The sequence below is a fragment of the Streptomyces malaysiensis subsp. malaysiensis genome, from assembly GCF_040653035.1.
Taxonomy (GTDB): domain Bacteria; phylum Actinomycetota; class Actinomycetes; order Streptomycetales; family Streptomycetaceae; genus Streptomyces; species Streptomyces malaysiensis.
On sequence record NZ_JBEZNG010000014.1, the window covers coordinates 18,865 to 37,599 of the forward strand.

Here is an 18,735-nt window from a genome sequence, read left to right on the forward strand (position 1 = left end):
GGCACGCCGCGGCCGCCGGTCTCGGAACAAATGTCCGCTCAGCGGAATAAGGCTCGGACTACCGTGCGTCCGGCGCCATAAAGTTCACCGCAGCCAGGGCCACCCGGATCGGTCCGATCGGCCATGCGCCCGGGCGGTTGGCCGTGTAAAGGCTGAACGGCTGCGTGGAGCTGCCCGGTCTCACTGCCGGAGTAATCAGGAAAGGATGTCCAATGTCTGAGGCAATACAGACTGACGACTCGATCGAGCGAGCACTTCAGGCGATGGCGGAGGGCTTCTCCTTCTCGAACCGCTCACCGATCCTGCACTCGCCGGCCGAAGTCGGTCTGGCCTACGAGAACGTCACTTTTCCGTCCCTGGACGGAATTCCGCTGGAGGGCTGGTTCATTCCCGCGCCCGGTTCGGACAGGATAGTGATCCTGAATCATCCGCGCTGGTTCAGCAGGTCCGGGCTCCCGTCCCACCTCGAGCCGTGGAAGTCGCTCGGCGCCGCCTTCGGTAACGACTTCGAGGTCAACTTTGTGCCGGACTTCAAGATCCTGCATGATGCCGGGTATAACGTGCTCGCCTACGATCTGCGTAATTTCGGGCATAGCGGTGCGGCGAACGGCGGAGTCTCGTCCAGTGGAAACTTCGAATGCCGTGACGTCGTGGGGTCGCTGAACTACGTACGCGGCCGGTCGGACCTGCGTGAGATGAGTGTCGGTCTGTTCAGCCGCTGCCTCGGTTGCAATGCGACACTCGTCGCGATGGCGCGGTATCCCGATGCGTTCGAGAACGTCCGATGCCTGGTGGGCTGTCAGCCGCTGTCGCCGCGGTATCTGCTGGAGAAGGTCATGGCGTCCCGGGGAATCCCGGCGGAACGGGTCGACGACCTGGATGAGCTGATGAGGCTGAAGACCAGTTTCACGATCGATGACCTGTCGCCGGCGCCCGCGGCGAAGTCCGTCCGGATTCCCACGTTCCTGTACCAGGTGCGTGACGACGCGATGACTACGCCCAAGGATGTCCAGACGATTTACGACAACATGCCGATCGAGGCGAAGAAGCTCTTCTGGATCGAAGGGTCGACTCGACGTTGGGATGGATACACCTATTTCCAGAAGGACCCGAGCCTGATGCTCGACTGGTTCGCCACGTATCTGACGTAGCAGGGGAACGGTTCAGGCGCGCGGCAGCACGCCCAGGAGCGCCGAGGTGAAAGAGATCCGCAGAGCGTCGCGGAGGTCCAGGTGGAGCACGCCGAGGGCGGGCTCGTCCGCGTAGGCGGCAAGGAGGCTGGGCGGCGGCGGGACATACGCCGACAGGGCACCCGCCGAGACCAGGCTCATCAGGCAGAACAGCTGTGCGTCGTCGCCGAGCTCGGGCACGTGGCGGCGCATGAGCTCGGTCATGGCCGCGAGCCGGGTGAGGGAGGAGCGCTTGTGCCGCTTGACCACCTCGACCGAGACGTTGTGCTCGAGGACGCCGCCCTGCGCGCCGAAGAGGCCGCACAGCACCACCCGGTCCGCCAGTGACCGGCTGAGGATCTCGGCGAGCTGGCCCGCCCGCACTTCCGGCGCCGCATGTGCCTCGATGCCCGCGGCCAGCTCGTCCGCCAGCTCGGCGAGCCAGCTCTCCAGAAAAACGTCCAGCAGTTCGAGCAGCACCGCCTCGCGCGACTCGAAATACCGCAGGACGTTCGACTTGGCCAGGCCCACCCGCCGGCTGAGCTCGTTGAGGCTCACCTCGGCCACGGGCATCTCGTCGAGCATCGCCGCCGCCGTGTCCAGGATCGCCCGGCGGCGGATCTCCCGCTGCTCCTCGCTTCGCGCCCGCTGAAACGTCACGCCCACAGCCTAGCTTAAAGACCGCCGGTCCCTTGACAGGAGACCGGCGGTCTTTTACGTTCGTGACTCATAACAGACCGATGGTTCTTTAGGAGTGCGTCATGAGTAGTGACTGGACCGAGCGGCACATCCCTGATCAGCATGGCCGGGTGGCGATCGTGACCGGCGCGAACACCGGGCTGGGCTTCGAGACCGCCCGGATGCTGGCGGCGCGCGGGGCGACGGTGGTCCTGGCGGTCCGCGATGTGGAGAAGGGCAAGCGGGCAGCCGCCCGCATCACCGGCGACGTCACCGTCCAGGCCCTCGACCTGGCCTCCCTGGACTCGATCCGGTCCGCGGCGGCAGACTTGCGCGCGGCCCACCCGCGTATCGACCTTCTGATCAACAACGCGGGGGTGATGTATACCCCGCGGCAGACCACCGCCGACGGCTTCGAGTTGCAGTTCGGCACCAACCACCTCGGCCACTTCGCCCTGACCGGCCTGCTGCTGGACCGGCTCCTGCCCGTCCCCGGCTCCCGCGTCGTGACGGTCAGCAGCACCGGTCACCGCATCCGGGCCGCCATCCACTTCGACGACTTGCAGTGGGAGCGCTCGTACAGCCGCGTCGCCGCCTACGGCCAGGCCAAACTCGCCAACCTGATGTTCACGTACGAACTTCAGCGCCGGCTCGCACCGCACGGCACCACGGTCGCGGTGGCCGCCCATCCCGGCGTGTCCAACACCGAACTCGCCCGCAACACGCCCGCCGCCCTTCGCGTGCCCGTCACCTGGCTCGCGCCGCTGCTCACCCAGAAGGCCGAGATGGGCGCCCTGCCCACCCTGCGCGCCGCCACCGATCCGGCCGTCACCGGCGGCCAGTACTACGGCCCCGGCAACCGGGGGGAGATCCGCGGCTACCCGAAGCTGGTCACCTCCAGCCCCGACTCCCACGACCAGGCCGCCCAGCAGCGCCTGTGGACCGTCTCCGAGGAGCTCACCGGGGTGACGTTCTCAGCCGTGACTCCCCAGCTGAGTGATTCCTGAGGCCGCAACCGGATTCGAACCGGTGTGCATCGCTTGCGGGCGGATCGCCGGATGATGCCGGACCGCGATCGCCCGCCGGTCGGTCGCGGTGCGGGCCGCGGCCCGGCCGGCGAGCCAGGCGGCCTGGCATTCCCTCAGCTCAGGTGGAGCAGGCGTTCGGCGTTGAGATGGGCGACCTTCTCGCGGTCGTCGGCACTGATCGGGGCCGATCGCAGGAAGGCGACGGCCTCCTCGGTGGACTCGTACGGGTAGTCCACGGCGAACATGACGGCGTCGGCGCCGATCGCGTTGATGGCGCCCACCAGCGCCGCATGGGACCACACGCCGCTGACCGTGATGCGGATGTTGTCGCCGAAGTAGGCGGAGGGGCGGCGTCCCAGCGGCTGATCGCTCTGGCACGCGTACCGCGAATCGAGACGCGCGAGGTGGAAGGGAAGCCCCTCGCCCATATGCCCCAGGATCAGTTTGGCCCGAGGGTGCCGGTCGAACACGCCGCCCAGGACCATCCGAAGGGTGTGCCCGGCCGTCTCCGGACCCCAGGTCCAGACAGGGCCGACGAGTTCGGGGTGACCCTTGAGAATGTGCCAGCTGTCGGCCGCCGGCGCGCCGGGGTGCAGATATAGCGGGACATCGAGTTCCTCGAGCTTGTCCCAGAACACATCGAACTGGGGTTCATCGTAGTAGTGCCCGTTGGTGTGATCGTTGACCAGGGCTCCGCTCAGTCCGAGGTCGCTGACCGCTCGTTCGAGTTCTGCCGCGGCGGCCTCGGGCTCCTGGAGGGGGACGGCGGCGAATCCCTTGAAGCGGTCCGGATGGCGGGCGATGATTTCGGCGAGGAAGTCGTTGGCGCGTCGGGACTCGGCGATGGCCTCCTCGGCGTTCGTCAGCCCCTGGATGCCGGGGACGGTGAGGGAGAGGACCTGCACCTGGATGCCGTGCTTGTCCATGAGCGGCAGCCGTTCCTCGGTGACGTCCACCAGCTGGCGGTTCCACAGGGCGAGCAGGTCCGCCGAGGTGGACGTCTTGGTGAGGGGCTGCCGGGACAGGAAATCGGGTAGAGCGAACGCTTCTTCCAACGCGATCAGACGCATGACGGTGGACTCCGGTGTTTCAGGGGTGTCGGGTCGGTGCGGGGGGTGTTCGCCGTATCACACGGGCGGGGCCACGAAGACGCCTCGGTCGACGTCGTTGTGCTGTTCCTTGGCGATGACCTCGGTCATGGGGTTCGCTGTGCCCCACTGGTCGCTGACGTCGTCGTCCATGAAGGTGTACTGGTGAGGGTGCCAGGTGTCCTCGTCGAGCTCCTCCATCTCGGTGGTGTACTCGAGCGTGTTGCCGTGCGGGTCGAGGAAGTAGGAGAAGGTGTTGTCCCCGGCGAGGTGCCGTCCGGGACCCCATGTCATGTGTGCTCCGGCCCGCAGCAGCCGTCCGGTGCCGCGCATGAACTCGTCCAGGCCACGCATCTCGAACGACACATGGTGCACGGAGGTGTGCGGTCCCGCGGCGATGCCCAGGCTGTGGTGTTGCGAGCTGATCCGCATGAAGTTCATGACGTCGCCGGTGTGCGGTGAGCCGATCGCGTCGGACAGCGCGAAGTCGAGGTGGCGCTCGTACCAGGCGCGGGTTGCGGCGATGTCCGGGGAGTTCACGACCACGTGCGAGAGGCGGACCGGGATGGACTCCTTTGCCTCGATCTTGCGGTGCCGGCGCGCCTCCACCTGTGTCGAGACCTCCACCGTGCGGCCATCGATGTCGAAGAACCGGAAGCCGTAGCCACCGCCGGGAGTCTGTAGCGTGTCCGGCCGGGAAATCAGCGGCACGCTCCGGGCCAGCAGCCGCTCGGCGAGGGTGTCGACATCCGCCCGTGTGGCGGCACCGAAGGAGAGGAGATCGAGTCGCTTCTCCTCGGCCCGGCGCAGCCGCACCACGTAGTGCTCGGGTGAGCCCTCCGCCGCCAGGAAGGAGATGCCCGGGTCCTGGGCGACCGGCACCAGACCCCATAGGCCGCGGTAGAAGTCGAGTTGGGCCTCGTAGTCGGGAACAGCGAGGTCGACGTGGCGCAGGTGGGTCAGCAGACGTTGTGTCATCGTGTCGTCCCTTCAGTGCCGCTCGGCGGCGCAACGGGTGATCTGTGTGCCGAGTCCGGTGATGGTGCTCTCCATGACGTCGCCGTCCCGCAGGAGTCGGCCCCAGTGGATGCCGTTGCCGGCGGGGCTGCCCGTGAGCAACAGGTCCCCGGGAAGCAGCTGGGTGGTCTGCGAGGCGTAGGAGACGAGGGCGGCGACATCGAAGATCATGTCCTTGGCCCAGTCGTCCTGTTTCACCTCGCCGTTGAGCTTCAGGGTGAGGCGAAGGCCCTCCGGGGCCCCGATGTGCTCCGCCGGGACGAGAAAGGGGCCCAGCGGGGTGAATCCGGGCAGGTTCTTACCGGGTCGCCAGTCGGCGCCGATCCGGCCGAGGTCGTCGCGGAAGACGGCATCGCGCGCGGTGACGTCGTTGGCGATCGTATAGGCCCCCACATGGGCGAGTGCCTCCTCGCGACGGACGCGGTAGGCGGGCTTGGTGATGACCGCGCACAGTTCCAGTTCCCAGTCGACCTGCTCCGACCAGCCGGGGAGTCGCAGGTCGTCATAGGCGCCCGCCAGCGAGGAGTGCAGCCCGGTGAAGACGTACGGCTCGCCTTCGGCGGCGCGCCGGTCGACCCCGGCCGCGGCCTCGGCGCGGGCCACCTCCTCGGGACGGTCGTCGTCCGCGAGCCGATGCGCCAGCGTCAGCTCGATCACGTGCTTGCGGTAGTTGGCGCCGGCCTGGAGGATCTGGTGGGGCTCCACGGGCGGGTGCACACGGAGCTCCTCCAGGGGCAGCCAGTCCTCCCGCCGCGGCGCGTCGGCGAGACGCCGCAGCTCCGTGAGCGCCTCGTCCCAGTTCTCCAGCAGCTCACGCGTGGTGCGTGCGCCGGCGGGTGACCCCAGCGTGCTGAGGTCGAGAGCGCGGTCCCCGACAACCAGTCCGGGGAAGGGCGCGGCTTCGGCGAGGGAGAAGGTCCCAAGGGCGAAGGGACCGGCGAACGCCACATTGCGGGTCATGGTTCAGAACGCTCCTTTGCCGAACGAGCCGCCGAAGAACAGCAGCGGCGTACCGCCCTCACGCATGGACAGGTCGGTCACCTCGCCGATGACCACGATGTGGTCTCCGGCCTCGTGGATGGCGCTGATCCGGCAGTCGATCGTGGCCAGCGCGCCGTCGATGTGTACGGCCCCGGTGGGGGAGGCGCGCCAGGGGATGGAGCTGAACTTGTCCTCGGCCCGCCGTCCCAGTGCCGCGCAGATGTCCTTCTGCTCCTCGGCGAGGATGCTGACTCCGAACCGTCCGGTGGGCTCGATCTGGGCCCAGCTTCCCGATCCCAGCCCGATGCAGACCAGGATCAGCGGCGGTTCGATCGAGAGGGAGGAAAAGGACTGGCATGTGAGCCCCGCGGGCTCGCCCTTCTTGTCCAGGCCGGCCACGATGGTGAGCCCGGAGGCGAAACGGCTCATGGTCGTGCGGAACTCACGCTCGTCAATGGTGCGGCCGACGTCACGGTTCGCGATCTGATGGCTCATGGTCTCCTCCTGTACGGGTGTGGTCACGGGCACTTGGCGATGGGGAGTCAGAGCATGGGGTCACGGACGTCCAGACCGAACGCTTCCCGGCCGAAGAGCACCAGCGCCTTCTCCGGGTCATTGGTGATGTGGCCCCGACCGGTGTGCACGTCACGCCAGGCCCGCTGGAGCACATTGCCCCCGGTGCGCATGGCGCCTCCACCCGCGTTGTCCATCAGCAGGTCCACGGCCTTCACGGCCCGCTCGGTGGCCAGCACCTGATCGCGGCGCAGGCGGGTGCGCAGCCGCATCGGGGGCTGCTCCCCGCGCTTGGCGCACTCGTAGAGGTCGCTGATGTTGCGGCTCAACTGCAACCAGGCGGCGTCGATGTCGCTCGCCGCGCGGGCGGCACGGACCTGCGCGAAGGGATCCTCGGAGACGGGGCCGCCACCCGAGGCGCGGATGCGCTTGCGCATGGCGGTCAGGTACGCCTCGTAGCCGGCCTCGGCCATGCCCACGATGGGCGTCGCAATGGCCGAAGTGAAGATCGAACCCAGTGGGAGGCGGTATACCGGCTCCTGGTTCACCGCGTGGCCGGGCCGGGTCCAGGACGCGACCTGGTCCGCGCCGATCGTCCGGTATGCGGGGATGAAGACGTCCTCGACGATGATGTCGTTGCTTCCCGTGCCCCGCAGCCCCACCGTGTCCCACACCCTGTCGATGCGGTAGTCGCGGCGCGGTACGAGGAAAGTGCGCATCTCCAGCGGGCTGCCGTCGTCGTTGCGCACGATGGCACCGACCATCGCCCAGTCCGTGTGGTCGCTCCCGGAGGAGAAGCCCCACCGCCCCGACAGCCGGTACCCGTCCGCCAGACGAGTCACCTTGCCCATCGGGGCCAGCGACACGCACAACCGGGCATCGCGGTCGGCACCCCAGACATCCTCCTGGGCCTGAGGGTCGAAGAGGGCCATCTGCCAGGTGGTGGTCCCCAGCACGCCCGCGACCCATCCCGTGGAACCGCAGGCACGGCCGAGCTCCCGCAGACAGGAGTAGAAGACCACCGGATCGGCGCCGTAACCGCCGTAGAGCCGGGGCTGCAACAGCCTGAAGACCCCGGCCTCGGCAAGCTCCTTGATCGTGGCCTCCGGTACGGAGCACCTTGCCTCGGCGTCCGACGCCCGCTCTCGTATCGCGGGGAGCAGTTGACCGACCGCCGCCAGTACTTCGTGTTCGCTCATGCGCCTTCTCCGGAAAACATCGTCGTAATGAGCCGCTCGTCCCTCCGAGCTTCCGGTCAGGACACTACGGATTCCCAGTCCGCTGTGAACTGCCACTTTCCCGCTGAGCGGGAACCGGCTCCCTTCCGCTGCGCGGAAGCACGGGACGGCCCGGGAACGGGAGTACATCCACGTCGCGTCAGCGGGCGGCGGCCCGGCGGCACCGGGAACAACAGCCGCTCAGGTCCGGCCCTGGCGGCGGGTCCGGCGGTACTGCTCGAAGAAGTGGAGCGCCTCGGGGCGGTCCAGGGACGCCGGGTTGACCGCCTGGTCCACGCGGGCTCCGGCCAGGATCCGCTTGACGGGCACCTCGATGCGTTTGCCGGTGAGGGTGTGCGGGACCGCGGGTACGGCGATGATCTCGTCCGGCACATGACGCGGTGACAGCTCGGTGCGCAGCGCGGCCGTCACAGCCCCGCGCAGGTCGTCGTCGAGGGTCGCACCCGGTGCGAGGACCACGAAAAGCGGCATCCAGTAGCCACCGTCCGGCTGTTCCAGCCCGATCACGAGCGACTCCTCGATCTGCGGCAGGCGCTCCACGACTTCGTAGATGTCCGAGGAGCCCATCCGCACACCCTGCCGATTGAGGGTGGAGTCGGAACGCCCGTGGATGACCACCGAGCCGCGACAGGTGTGGGTGATCCAGTCCCCGTGCCGCCAGACGCCGGGGAACATGTCGAAGTAGCTGTCGTGGTAGCGGCGGCCGTCCGGGTCGTTCCAGAAGTACAGCGGCATGGACGGCGTCGGCTTGGTGACGACCAGTTCGCCGACCTCGTCCACGACCGGCTTGCCGTCCGGGCTCCAGGACTCGACGGCGACGCCCAGGTTCGGTGCCTGGATCTCACCGAGGTGGACCGGGAGCGTGGGCACACCGCCGACGAACGAGCCGCAGACGTCGGTGCCGCCGCTCATGGAGACGAGCCAGACGTCCGAACCGATCTCGTCGTAGATCCATCGGAAGCCGTCCGGTGGCAGGGGAGACCCTGTGGTGCCGACGGTGCGCAGACCGGCGAGGTCGAGGTCGCGACCGGGGCGGACGCCGGCCTTGCGGCAGGCCATGACGTAGGCGGCGGAGGTGCCGAACACCGTGGCACCGGTGTCGGCGGCGACGCGCCACTGCGCGTCGGCGGCCGGGTATCGAGGACTGCCGTCATGTGTGACGATGCTCGCGCCCACCAGCAGACCGGCCAGCAGATAGTTCCACATCATCCAGCCGGTCGAGGTGTACCAGTAGAACCGGTCGCCGGGGCCGAGGTCGAGATGGAGGCCGGCCTGCTTGAGATGGTCGATGGTGATGCCCCCGTGGCTGTGCACGATGGCTTTGGGCAGGCCGGTGGTGCCCGAGGAGTACAGCACCCACAGAGGGTGGTCGAACGGCAGTTGCTCGAAGACCGGCTCGACGTGTGCGGCCGTGAGCGCCTCCCACTCGTGAGCCCGCTGGGGCGCGGTGGAGCCGAGCAGCGGGATGTGCACCACATGGCGTACCGACGGGAGCTGCGCACACAGTTCGGCGACGACGGCGCGGCGGTCGTGTTCCTTGCCGCCGTAGCGGCATCCGTCGACCGTGAACAGGACGACGGGCTCGATCTGCTGGAACCGGTCGAGGACGCTGCGCACGCCGGAGTCGGGTGCGCAGCTCGCCCAGACCGCGCCGACCGCGGCGGTCGCCAGGAGTGCCACGACGGCCTGCGGGATGTTGGGTACGTAAGCGGCGACGCGGTCGCCGGGACGTACGCCCAGGGCACGCAACTCCGCCGCGAGCGAGCCGACTTGACGACGCAGCTCCAACCAGGTGGTGGCGGAGGGCGTGGCGGTGTCCTCGGCCACATGGACGATCGCGGGGGTGTCGGCGGTGCTCGCGTCCTCGCCGTGGCGCAGCACATGCTCGGCGTAGTTGAGCGTGGCGCCGGGAAACCACTGTGCGCCGGGCATGGCGGTGCTGCCGAGGACCGCGGTCGGCGGGGTGGTGAAGCGGACGTCGAACCATTCGGTGACGGCCCGCCAGAAGTCCTCCGTCCGCTCGACGGACCAGCGGTGCAGGGCGGCGTACGCGGCCCGCGGTGGCAGGTCGGCCGCCCGGGGCGAGCCGTGGCGCTCTGCCGCGAACTTGTGGAAGGCGCTGAGGCGGGATGCGGCCGCGCGGTCCGGATCGGGCGTCCACAGGGGAGTGGGCTGTTCGGTGCTCATGAGTACGGGCTCCGGTTCCCTCGTGCGTGGCCGGTGCCGTCGTCGAGAGCGGCGACCGGAGGGAACGGCTTGCCGCCGGGCAGCGGCCTCACATGGTCTCCTTCGAGGATGCCCCCGCCTTCGGACGGGGGAGGGTGCGAGTTGCGGCTCAGGGCGCGGCGGCGCGGTCCCGGCAGCGCATGCGCCTCCCGGTAGCGGCCTGTCCCCGTTCCGGTCAGGGCCGGGCGGCCGTCAGCTCGGCCACGGTCTCCCCGATCCAGTCGCAGATGTAGTCACGCACGACGGGGATATTGTCGACGCTACAGTGCTCAATGCCGCCCTCACGTTCAGTGAAGATCTTCAGGGCGCGCTTGGGGCTGTTGACAAGATCGTTGTACAGATCGTGGGCGTAGTGGACCGGGATCTGCCGATCGCCTGAGCCGTGGACCACCAAGAACGGCACCTTGATCCGGTCGACGACGCCGCGCAGGGTGATCTTCGGGGCGAGCTCGAGGAACTCGTCCAGGTCCTTGCAGCCCCACACCCACTGGACGTGATCCCAGTAGTGGGGCACCGGGCGGGCGCCCTGGTTCTCCAGGCGCCGCAACTGCACCTGGCCCCAGTCATAGTTCGAGCCCCAGGCGACGCCGAAGCGGATGCGCGGTTCGAACGCGGTGGCGCGGGGGCCGTAGTACCCGCCGAGGGACCAGGCCAGCATGCCGACCATGCCGTCGTCGACCTCGGGCCGAGTGGCGAGGTAGTCGATGCAGGCCGCTGCCCAGCGCTCGGTGTCGGGAGTGGCGGTCAGACCGCGCAGCCGGAGCGCCTCGCCCGCCCCGGGGGTGTCCACGACGAGGGTGGCGATGCCGCGGCGGCGCAGTTCGTCGGGCGTCCCGGTGCCGTAGATCTGCTCCTTGGTGCTGTCCAGTCCATTGAAGAACAGGACGCAGGGGACGGGGCCGGACTCACCTCGCGCTCCCCGCGGAAGGGTGAGGATGCCGGGCAGACCGGTGTCACCGTAGGGGATCTCGACCCGTTCGGCGGGCTGCTCGGTGAGCTCCAGGTACCGGGCGAAGCAGTCGAGCGTCTTGCGGTAGACGACCTTGCGGGGCCCGTATCCATGGGCCTGCATGCGCTCGGCCGTCTGGTAGTAGACGGCGGCCCGGTGGTACTTGTGGCCGGCACTGCGCCGGCGCTGGTGCTTTTCGTCCTCCTGAGCGAGTTCGACGAGGTTGTCGGCCACGGAGCACCAGGAACGGAAGAATGCCTGGGTGGCGTCGTGCTCGCTGCCCGCGGGAAGGTCACGCAGGGGGCGGCAGGCCGCGTCGACCTCGCCGATCTGGCCGCCGACGGCCAGGGCGATTCCGACGGAGAGATTCCAGACGTACTTGTCCGGAAACGGTTCGAACATGCTGGACCCAGCCTTTCGTTGCTCTGCGGTGCTCGTGGAGCGGACGTCGCTACTTGATCGCCAGGGCGCTGACCGGCGCGCCCGAAGCACCGGTCAGCGGGAGAGGGGAAGCGACGAACATGAATTCGTAGACGCCGTCCTGTGCGCAGTCGGCCGCCAGGGCATCCAGGTCGAACATCTCGCCGAAGGCGATCCCGCCGTGCACCAGCGAGACGATGTGCAGCGGCTGGAAGTAGGAGATCTCGTTCGGGCGGACTTCCACCCCCCAGGTGTCGGTGGCCACCGCCGCGATGTCGTGCTCGCGCAGCCACGGTGCCGCGTGCAGCGACAGCCCGGGAGCGTGGCCGCCGGCGTAGTCGCCCCAGTCGTCCCGTCGGGCGGCCATGAAGCCGGTCCGCACGAGGAGGGCGTCGCCGGGTTCCACGCCGAGGCTGTGGTCGGCCAGGAAGTTCTCGATGTCCGCGGCGGTGATCGCCTCACCGGGCCGGAGCGAGTCGACACCACGGTGGGACGGCATATCGACCAGCACGCCCCGCATCACGATGCGGCCGGTGTAGTTCTCGATTCCGTTGGCCTGCGCGCCCTTGGTGGTGACCTGGTCGGCGGGGCGGCCGTTCCACATCTTCCCGTTCCAGAAGATATGGGACAGCGAATCCCACTGCGTGCCGCACTGTGTGGGCATCACCAGCACATCGTCGGAGAAGCCCAGCCCTTTGGCGGGGCCCCAGCCGGCCGGCAGCACATCCTGGGCGCCGGCGACGTGGTCCGTGCCGGTGGCGGTCAGATACAGCTGCGGGTTGTTGCGGAAACCTCCGGGCTGGGGCCCGCTCTGGTCGTAGGGCAGGCTGAGGGAGATGGTCCTGCCCTGCCGCGCCAGCCGGGCCGCGCGACGTATCTGTTCGGGGCCGACCAGGTTCAGGGTGCCGATCTGGTCGTCCTCGCCCCAGCGCCCCCAGTTGGAGCAGGCGTCGATATAGCGCTGTAGCAGGCGGGCGTCGTCCTGCTCGGATACGTCCATGGCGGTGGTGTCTTCCATCAGAAGGGCCCGGCGAGCTTCTCGAACGCCGCGGCGATCACGCCCCCGTGGTCAGCGCCGGGTGTGTCCGGGTGGGTCTGCCAGTAGCTGAGCTGGTTGCCGGTCTCGACGACGAACTTGCAGCGCGGGTAGCGGCGGTCGTTGTAGGCGTTCAACGCCTTCTCCAGCGCGGGAGCGGTGGCGAGCTCCTCGGCGAGCGCGACCGCGTCCTCCAGGCACATGGCCGCGCCGGCGGCCAGGTGCGGGGTCGGGCAATGAGCGGCGTCGCCCGTGATGACGACCCGGCCGCGGTACCAGGGGACCGGAACCACCATGGTCTCGAAGGAGGTGTAGTTGATCTGCTCCGGGTCGCGGATGTCGTCGCGGATCAGGGCGGCGACGCCGCCGAAGGGCTGGATGTGCTTGCGGGCCAGCTCCACCAGCTCGGCGCGGTCCGGGCGGTAGCCCTCCTCGACCGGGAATGTGATGTACATGTACATGCGGTCGGACGCGGTCGGGGTGAAGCCGATGAAGACGTCGCCGACCGTGCGGAACTGGATCTCGGCCGTCACCTCGGCCGGACGCGGCAGCACCACGCGCAGGATGCCCTGGCCCTGGAACTCGGGCGTCATACGGCCGAAGACCAGCTGGCGAACGGTGGACCGGAAGCCGTCGGCGCCGACCACCAGATCGTAGACCCCGGTTTCGCCGGTGTTGAACTCGACGGTCACGCTGTCGGCGTCCTGCTCGATACGGACCGGAGAGGTCGCGGTACGGACGGTGGTTCCTTCCACCGCCGCACGGTCGAGGAGGATGCGGTGCAGGACGGGGCGCATCATGCCGAGCATGCCGGGCCCGTCGGAGCCGAAGGGAGAGGGCAGCGGAAAACTGGAGTCCAGCGTGCCGTCGGCGTTGTAGGTCTCGAAGTCGGTGACGCCGAAACCATGGGCGAGGCACTCCTCGTATACGCCGAGCGTGTCGAGAACGCGCAGCGCGGCACCGATGAGGGTGATACCGCTGCCGAGGGCCTCGACACGCTCCTGCCTCTCGACGAGGTCGACCTCAACCCCTTGCCGCGAGAGCAGCAGCGCGGTGGCGAGCCCGCTGATGCCGCCACCGACTATGAGCACTCTTGTCATCTCGATGTTTCCTTTGTGAGGTCGGCTAGAGCGGAGACGGGGTCCACAGCCCCTGGTCGGGGGAGTTGAGCATCGCCGGGATCATCTGCTCGATCGGGCCGGCGGTGCCCCACTGGTCGGCTTCGGCCGGCTCGGTGGAGAAGGTGCGCGGCTGCCAGGTCTCGTCGTCCTCGATGCGTTCGAGTTCGGTGGTGTACTCGACGACGTTGCCCACCGGGTCGGTGAAGTAGGTGAATGTGTTGTCGCCCGCGCTGTGCCGGCCCGGCCCCCACAGCGGCTCCTTGCCCTGACGGACCAGCCGTCCGGTTCCGCGCATGAACTCGTCGATGCCGCGCATCTCGAACGACACGTGGTTGAGTGAGGTGTGCGGGCCCTGTCCGATGGCGAGGATATGGTGGTCCTCGCGGACGCGCATGAAGCACATCTTGTCCTCCAGCCAGTCGGACAGCCGGAAACCCAGGTACTGCTCGTAGAAACGCTTGGTGGCCTGGACGTCAGGAGAGTTGATGACGACATGGCTCAGCTTCTGCGGGATCGATTCCCGCGGTTCCAGCTCGCGCGACGGCCGCTGCTCCACATCGCTCGACACCTCGATCAGCCGTCCGTCCGGGTCGAAGAACCGGAATCCGTAGCCGCCGCCCGGCGTGGCCATGCTGCCGGGCTCGGTCACCAGGCGCACCCCTGCCGACCCGAGCCGTTCGGCGAGAACATCGACCGCGGACGCGCTCTCCGCGGCGAACGCGATCAGGTCCACCCGCTTGTCGGCGTCTGCGCGCACCCGGAGGATGTACTGCTCGGGATGGGCGGGCGTACCGAAGAAGACCACGTCCGAGTCCCTCTCCACCACCTCCAGGCCCCAAGCGGTGCGGTAGAACTCGACAGTCTCCCTGAAGTCGGGAACCGCGAGCGCGACATGGCGGACGCGGGTGAGCGGTGACTTCACTGCCAATTCCATGGGGTCCCCACTTCGATGTGCTGTCCGTGGCATCGGCAGTGACCACGAGCGTGCCGGCGCGGTCCGCCGAAGGGGCGGATGCGGCGAGGTCGGCGTCTTCCGCGCCGGCCCGAGTCCTGTCGATGACATGTGACGTTAACCGCGCCGACTCACAACCTGATAGCGATGACTATCGATGCACATCATCAACGGCATCGATGGATTCGGCCCAACGCCTCCGCGGCACGTCATACCCGGGCTCGCGGCCACCGGCGTCCCGGACCGGTATCGGCGCCGGGCGGCCGGAACATCGCCTCGCGTATCGGTCGGAGGGGGAAGAAGGGGATCGAGTCAGGGCCGTCACGGCAGGGGCTGTTCGGTCCAGATGCACTTGCCCTCGGCCGTGTAGCGGGTGCCCCAGCGCTGGGAGAGGGCGGCTATCAGCTGAAGCCCCCGCCCGCCCTCGTCGGTCTCGGAGGCATGGCGGATCCGGGGAGTGGTGGGGCTGGTGTCGGACACCTCGCAGATCAGCCCGTCACCGCGCAGCAGCCGCAGCTCGAAGGGGCCCTTGCCGTGCCGGATGGCATTGCCCACCAACTCGCTGACCAGCAGTTCAGCGGTGATGACCAGCGGTTCGAGGTCCCAGCGGTCCAACTGCTCGCGGACGTGTTCCCGGCCCTCGCCCGCCGCGATCGGCCCGTCCGGCAGGCACCACACCGCGACATCACCGGGTGCGAGGGCGTGGGTCCGGGCGATCAGCAGCGCGGCGTCGTCCGCCGTCCGCTGCTTCTCCGGCAGCAGCTCGGCCAGCACCTCGTCGCACATCCGCTCCAGCCCGGCCGGGCCGGGCGCGGCCCCCGGGCGGCAAGACGCGACGGACAGTGCGCTCGCCAGATGCCGCATCCCGCGGTGGATGTCCTGGTTGACGGACTCGACCAGCCCGTCGGTGTAGAGCACCAGCAGACTGCCCGCGGGCAGCTCGACCTCGACCGTCTCGAACGGCGGCAGCGCCGCGCCCAGCGGCGGGTCCGGGGTGAGGCCGGGGAACCGGACGGGCTCCCCGGGGCGTACGACCGCGGGCGGTGGATGCCCGGCGCGGGCGAAGACGCAGCGCCCCGCGACCGGGTCGTACACCGCGTACAGACAGGTCGCGTAGAAGTCGTCGCCGAGATCGCTGACCAGGTCGTTCAGCCGGGTGAGCAGTTCGGCGGGCGGGACGTCGAGGTCGGCGAGGGTGTGTACGGCGGTCCGCAGCCGCCCCATGGTGGCCGCCTCGGCCAGCCCGTGCCCCATCACATCGCCGACGACCAGCGCCACCCGGGCGCCGGACAGCGGGATCACGTCGTACCAGTCGCCGCCCACGTCGATGCCCTCGCTCGCGGGCAGATAGCGGGCGGCGGCAGTGACCGAGCGCAGCGCGGGCAGGCCGCGCGGCAGCAGTCCGCGCTGGAGCTCCTTGGCCCGGGTGTGCTCGGTGTCGTACAGCCGGGCCCGTTCGATGGCCTGGGCCGTCAGCCCGCTGAGCGCGGTGAGCAGCGCCCGCTCCTCGCCGTTGAGATGGCGCGGCTCGGCGAAGGAGACGACCTGGCAGCCGATGGCGCGGCCGGAGACCGTCAGCGGGAGGAAGGCCCAGGCGGACTTCGCGGCCGCGGAGGGGCGCCAGCCCATCGATGGATAGCGCGCGATGTACTCCTCGGGTGAGTCGATGAAGACCGGCCGACGGCTCTGGTACACCTCGGAGACCGGGGAGACGTCGTCGACGGAGGAGCCTTCGATGGTGTCGAGGAAGTCCCGCCCATAGCCGACCGACCCGGCGATCCGGATGATGCTGCCCTCGATCAGCTGGACCACGAACCCGGAGGCGCCGAACGGTGGCAGCACCCGCTGGGCGATCGCGTTCACCACATCACGCATGGTCAGGGCCTCGGCGAGGGCGGTGGTCAGCTCGGTGACCCGGGCGGTGCGCTGGGCCGCGGCGCGTTCGGCGGCCGCCTGCCCGGCCTCGCGCAGTCGGCGCTCGGTGATGTCGGCGGCGTACACGGTGAGCCCGTCGACCACCGGGACCAGCCGCATCCGGTACCAGCGCCGGTCCGTGGGCCAGTGGATGTCGAAGCCGGCCGGGGCGGCGTCGGCGACGGCCCGCCGGTAGCGCGTCCCGAGGTCAGGTTCGGTGGAGTCGATCCCCAGGTCGGCCAGTACGTCCCACAGGACGCGGCCGAGCGGGGCGCGGAAGCCGCCGAGCAGCCGCTCGGCGCCGCGGCTGACGAAGGTGAGCCGCCAGTCGCGGTCGACGGTGAACAGTGCGTCGGTCATCTGCCGCAGGGTGCGGGCCACCGGGGCGTCGGCCGCGACGGGGCCCGCCGTGCCGTCGGCCGTTGCCTGGTCGGCCAGTGCCCGGTCGGGGGGCCGCAGCCGCGGGCCCGCCCAGGTGGCCAGCTCCTCGACGGCCGCGCGCCGCCGCGGCGGGGGCTTCTGGGCGGCCAGCACGGACAGCGCGCCCAGCGCCGCGCCGCCGCTGCCGTCCGCGGCCGGGAGCAGCGGGACGGCCAGCAGCCCGCCGGCGCCGGGCAGCGCCGGGACCGTACCGCCCCGGCCGCTCCCGGGCGCCCAGCGCATCACGCGCAGTGCCGTGGCCCGGGCCGGGGCGCTGGGGCCGCCCTCCGTGAGCTCGGCCCAGTCCCGGGCTCGGGCCACCGTCCGCGCCAGCCCGTGCGCCGCGACCAGCACCAGACGCCGGGTGCCGGGGACGCGCAGATGCACCATGCCGCCCAGCCCGCCGGACTCCGTCACGGCGGCGTCGAGCGTGAAGGCGGCCAGCTCGGAGTCGGCCAGCTCCTCGCCCGCCTTGATGATGGTGCGCAGCCGCGCGCAGGTGGCCTCGTCCATGGATGCCCCTGCTGTTCCGGAAAGCCCATTTACCCCTAGATTTCTACTTTCTTACTATATGAGACTTCGTGGTGCGCTGGGCCGATCAGTCGGGGCTCGCCGAACCAGAAGCACGACGACGGGCAGTCTCGCCCGCTTCTCCACTCTCACCTTCGCTCAGGCATCAGTAGCAGTGATGAGTGACATCAACATATTCGGTCTATCCCGATACGAGGCCGTCCGCCATTCTTGCGTCACCCACAGGGCCATGCGGAGAACGTACGCAATCCCGCTCCGTGGCCGGCAACTGCCTCCCATTTTCGTGGCTGATACCACCCAACCCAAGAGGACCGATATGAAGGCACCAACCTTGGGCGCGAAGATCGCCGCCATGGCTGCCGCGATATGCCTCACGCTTTCCGCATGCGGCGGCGCGGCCAGCAGCTCCCAGAGCGGCGGCGGTGCCGCCGGCCCGACGGCTGACATCAAACGGGCCAAGGCGGCGATCGCGGGCTACGTGGGGCATCCCAGCCCCTTTCCGATCGACACTCCTCTGGTTCGGAAGCCGACCGGCAAGCGCATCGCCTTGGTGGACTGCGGCACGACGATTTGCGGACTCTTCTACACGCTCGCCAAGCCGGCGGCAAAGGCCCTGGGGGTGAAGCTGACCCGCATCAAGGCCACCATGGCCGCGGACAGTGTGGCCGGCGCGTTCGACACCATTGTGCAGGACAAGTATGACGGCGTCTTTGTGCCGGCCATTCCCATGCCGCTGTGGCAGGCGAGCCTCGACAAGCTCAATGCCGCACACATCCCCGTCGTGACCGCGGGAATCACGGGGACCGACAGATCGAAGATCCCGGTTGCCGCGTTCGATACAGACGCGATCGACCGAAGCGCCAAACTCCTCGCCGACTATGTGATCACACAGCACGGAAACGACACGAACGTCGTCTTCTACAACACCCCCGAACTCGCCTTCTCCAACCTCTTGCAGAAGCGGTTCGTGTCCGAGATCGCCACACTCTGTCCGCGCTGCAAGGTGCGCACGGCCAAGATCCCAGCCGCTGCGTTCGGGACCACGGCACCCAGCGTCGTGGTGGACGACCTCCAGGCCAACCCCGACACCGAGACGGCCGTCTTCGCGGTGGGAGAGCAGGCGGCCGGTCTCCCGGCCGCGCTCAAGACGGCCGGCCTGTCCGTCGAGGTGATCGCCAACTCTCCGGACCCGCTGTCGCTCCAGTACATCAAGGACGGTGACTTCTCCGCGGGTCTGGGCAGCGACCTTCCGGTGATCGCCTGGACGCTCATGGACTCCCTGGCACGCCTGTCGACGGGGCAGAAGCCCGCTCCCGGCGCCGTCGCCGATGTCATCCCTCAGCAGTTCCTCACCCGCAAGGAGTTGACGGGCGACGTCAGCCACAGCTGGGTGGCCTACCCGGACTACGCCAAGCGCTTCGCGGCACTTTGGTCCGCGGCGTCGTGACGGCTCG

15 protein-coding genes are annotated in these 18,735 nt (G+C 69.1%); 3 read left to right on the forward strand and 12 right to left on the reverse strand.

Annotation, left to right across the window (positions count from 1 at the left end; all coding sequences use genetic code 11):
* Positions 1 to 212 precede the first annotated feature (212 nt).
* The gene (locus AB0E24_RS25915) at positions 213 to 1,151 is read left to right on the forward strand and encodes an alpha/beta hydrolase (protein ID WP_093700475.1); all 939 of its coding nucleotides are present in this window, start codon (positions 213 to 215) and stop codon (positions 1,149 to 1,151) included.
* 12 nt (positions 1,152 to 1,163) lie between these two features.
* Here AB0E24_RS25915 and AB0E24_RS25920 read toward each other — a convergent pair whose 3' ends face one another.
* Complete coding sequence (locus tag AB0E24_RS25920) at positions 1,164 to 1,829, reverse strand: TetR/AcrR family transcriptional regulator (RefSeq protein ID WP_359380380.1); 666 nt, start codon at positions 1,827 to 1,829, stop codon at positions 1,164 to 1,166.
* A 101-nt stretch (positions 1,830 to 1,930) separates the two neighbouring features.
* Here AB0E24_RS25920 and AB0E24_RS25925 point away from each other — a divergent pair, with 101 nt between their 5' ends.
* Positions 1,931 to 2,854, forward strand: a complete 924-nt coding sequence (locus tag AB0E24_RS25925; protein WP_359380382.1) for an SDR family NAD(P)-dependent oxidoreductase — start codon at positions 1,931 to 1,933, stop codon at positions 2,852 to 2,854.
* Positions 2,855 to 2,988: 134 nt separating this feature from the next.
* Here the strand turns inward: AB0E24_RS25925 and AB0E24_RS25930 are convergent, their stop codons facing one another.
* The 11 genes from AB0E24_RS25930 to AB0E24_RS25980 form a co-directional block, all read right to left on the reverse strand.
* On the reverse strand, positions 2,989 to 3,945 hold the full coding sequence (locus tag AB0E24_RS25930; RefSeq protein WP_359380385.1) for an amidohydrolase family protein: 957 nt from the start codon (positions 3,943 to 3,945) through the stop codon (positions 2,989 to 2,991).
* Positions 3,946 to 4,002: 57 nt separating this feature from the next.
* Positions 4,003 to 4,941, reverse strand: a complete 939-nt coding sequence (locus tag AB0E24_RS25935) for a VOC family protein (protein WP_069868051.1) — start codon at positions 4,939 to 4,941, stop codon at positions 4,003 to 4,005.
* Between the two features lie 12 nt (positions 4,942 to 4,953).
* A complete protein-coding gene (locus tag AB0E24_RS25940) occupies positions 4,954 to 5,940 on the reverse strand; it encodes a fumarylacetoacetate hydrolase family protein (RefSeq protein WP_069868050.1) in 987 nt (328 codons plus the stop codon).
* Positions 5,941 to 5,943: 3 nt separating this feature from the next.
* Positions 5,944 to 6,456 (reverse strand): flavin reductase family protein, encoded by a 513-nt coding sequence (locus AB0E24_RS25945; RefSeq protein ID WP_093700470.1) that lies wholly within the window; start codon positions 6,454 to 6,456, stop codon positions 5,944 to 5,946.
* A gap of 47 nt (positions 6,457 to 6,503) precedes the next feature.
* The gene (gene hsaA, locus AB0E24_RS25950) at positions 6,504 to 7,673 is read right to left on the reverse strand and encodes a 3-hydroxy-9,10-secoandrosta-1,3,5(10)-triene-9,17-dione monooxygenase oxygenase subunit (RefSeq protein ID WP_100804765.1); all 1,170 of its coding nucleotides are present in this window, start codon (positions 7,671 to 7,673) and stop codon (positions 6,504 to 6,506) included.
* Between the two features lie 219 nt (positions 7,674 to 7,892).
* Positions 7,893 to 9,899 carry an acetoacetate--CoA ligase gene (locus AB0E24_RS25955; RefSeq protein WP_359380391.1) on the reverse strand — a complete coding sequence of 669 codons (2,007 nt, stop codon included), beginning with the start codon at positions 9,897 to 9,899 and terminating at the stop codon, positions 7,893 to 7,895.
* Between the two features lie 214 nt (positions 9,900 to 10,113).
* Complete coding sequence (locus AB0E24_RS25960; RefSeq protein WP_069868046.1) at positions 10,114 to 11,289, reverse strand: alpha/beta hydrolase family protein; 1,176 nt, start codon at positions 11,287 to 11,289, stop codon at positions 10,114 to 10,116.
* Positions 11,290 to 11,338: 49 nt separating this feature from the next.
* Entirely contained in the window at positions 11,339 to 12,325 is a 987-nt protein-coding gene (locus tag AB0E24_RS25965) for a cyclase family protein (RefSeq protein WP_359380394.1), read from the reverse strand.
* Positions 12,325 to 13,443, reverse strand: coding sequence for an FAD-dependent oxidoreductase (locus AB0E24_RS25970; protein ID WP_359380397.1), 1,119 nt, complete (start codon positions 13,441 to 13,443; stop codon positions 12,325 to 12,327). Before AB0E24_RS25970 ends, AB0E24_RS25965 begins: the two co-directional genes overlap by 1 nt.
* Positions 13,444 to 13,468: 25 nt before the next feature.
* Positions 13,469 to 14,398 carry a VOC family protein gene (locus AB0E24_RS25975; protein ID WP_206334498.1) on the reverse strand — a complete coding sequence of 310 codons (930 nt, stop codon included), beginning with the start codon at positions 14,396 to 14,398 and terminating at the stop codon, positions 13,469 to 13,471.
* Positions 14,399 to 14,737: 339 nt separating this feature from the next.
* Entirely contained in the window at positions 14,738 to 17,263 is a 2,526-nt protein-coding gene (locus AB0E24_RS25980) for a SpoIIE family protein phosphatase (RefSeq protein ID WP_359380401.1), read from the reverse strand.
* A 334-nt stretch (positions 17,264 to 17,597) separates the two neighbouring features.
* On the opposite strand from AB0E24_RS25980, the gene AB0E24_RS25985 reads away from it, so the two are divergent.
* Positions 17,598 to 18,728, forward strand: coding sequence for a sugar ABC transporter substrate-binding protein (locus AB0E24_RS25985; protein WP_176743271.1), 1,131 nt, complete (start codon positions 17,598 to 17,600; stop codon positions 18,726 to 18,728).
* Positions 18,729 to 18,735: the final 7 nt, after the last annotated feature.

Bases quoted from the DNA above. Each gene is read 5' to 3' on its own strand.
- AB0E24_RS25945 (WP_093700470.1), bottom strand. From the start codon at position 6,456: ATGAGCCATCAGATCGCGAACCGTGACGTCGGCCGCACCATTGACGAG.
- AB0E24_RS25935 (WP_069868051.1), bottom strand. From the start codon at position 4,941: ATGACACAACGTCTGCTGACCCACCTGCGCCACGTCGACCTCGCTGTT.
- AB0E24_RS25965 (WP_359380394.1), bottom strand. From the start codon at position 12,325: ATGGAAGACACCACCGCCATGGACGTATCCGAGCAGGACGACGCCCGC.
- AB0E24_RS25915 (WP_093700475.1), top strand. From the start codon at position 213: ATGTCTGAGGCAATACAGACTGACGACTCGATCGAGCGAGCACTTCAG.
- AB0E24_RS25970 (WP_359380397.1), bottom strand. From the start codon at position 13,443: ATGACAAGAGTGCTCATAGTCGGTGGCGGCATCAGCGGGCTCGCCACC.
- hsaA (WP_100804765.1), bottom strand. From the start codon at position 7,673: ATGAGCGAACACGAAGTACTGGCGGCGGTCGGTCAACTGCTCCCCGCG.
- AB0E24_RS25955 (WP_359380391.1), bottom strand. From the start codon at position 9,899: ATGAGCACCGAACAGCCCACTCCCCTGTGGACGCCCGATCCGGACCGC.
- AB0E24_RS25975 (WP_206334498.1), bottom strand. From the start codon at position 14,398: ATGGAATTGGCAGTGAAGTCACCGCTCACCCGCGTCCGCCATGTCGCG.
- AB0E24_RS25980 (WP_359380401.1), bottom strand. From the start codon at position 17,263: ATGGACGAGGCCACCTGCGCGCGGCTGCGCACCATCATCAAGGCGGGC.
- AB0E24_RS25960 (WP_069868046.1), bottom strand. From the start codon at position 11,289: ATGTTCGAACCGTTTCCGGACAAGTACGTCTGGAATCTCTCCGTCGGA.
- AB0E24_RS25940 (WP_069868050.1), bottom strand. From the start codon at position 5,940: ATGACCCGCAATGTGGCGTTCGCCGGTCCCTTCGCCCTTGGGACCTTC.
- AB0E24_RS25930 (WP_359380385.1), bottom strand. From the start codon at position 3,945: ATGCGTCTGATCGCGTTGGAAGAAGCGTTCGCTCTACCCGATTTCCTG.
- AB0E24_RS25985 (WP_176743271.1), top strand. From the start codon at position 17,598: ATGAAGGCACCAACCTTGGGCGCGAAGATCGCCGCCATGGCTGCCGCG.
- AB0E24_RS25925 (WP_359380382.1), top strand. From the start codon at position 1,931: ATGAGTAGTGACTGGACCGAGCGGCACATCCCTGATCAGCATGGCCGG.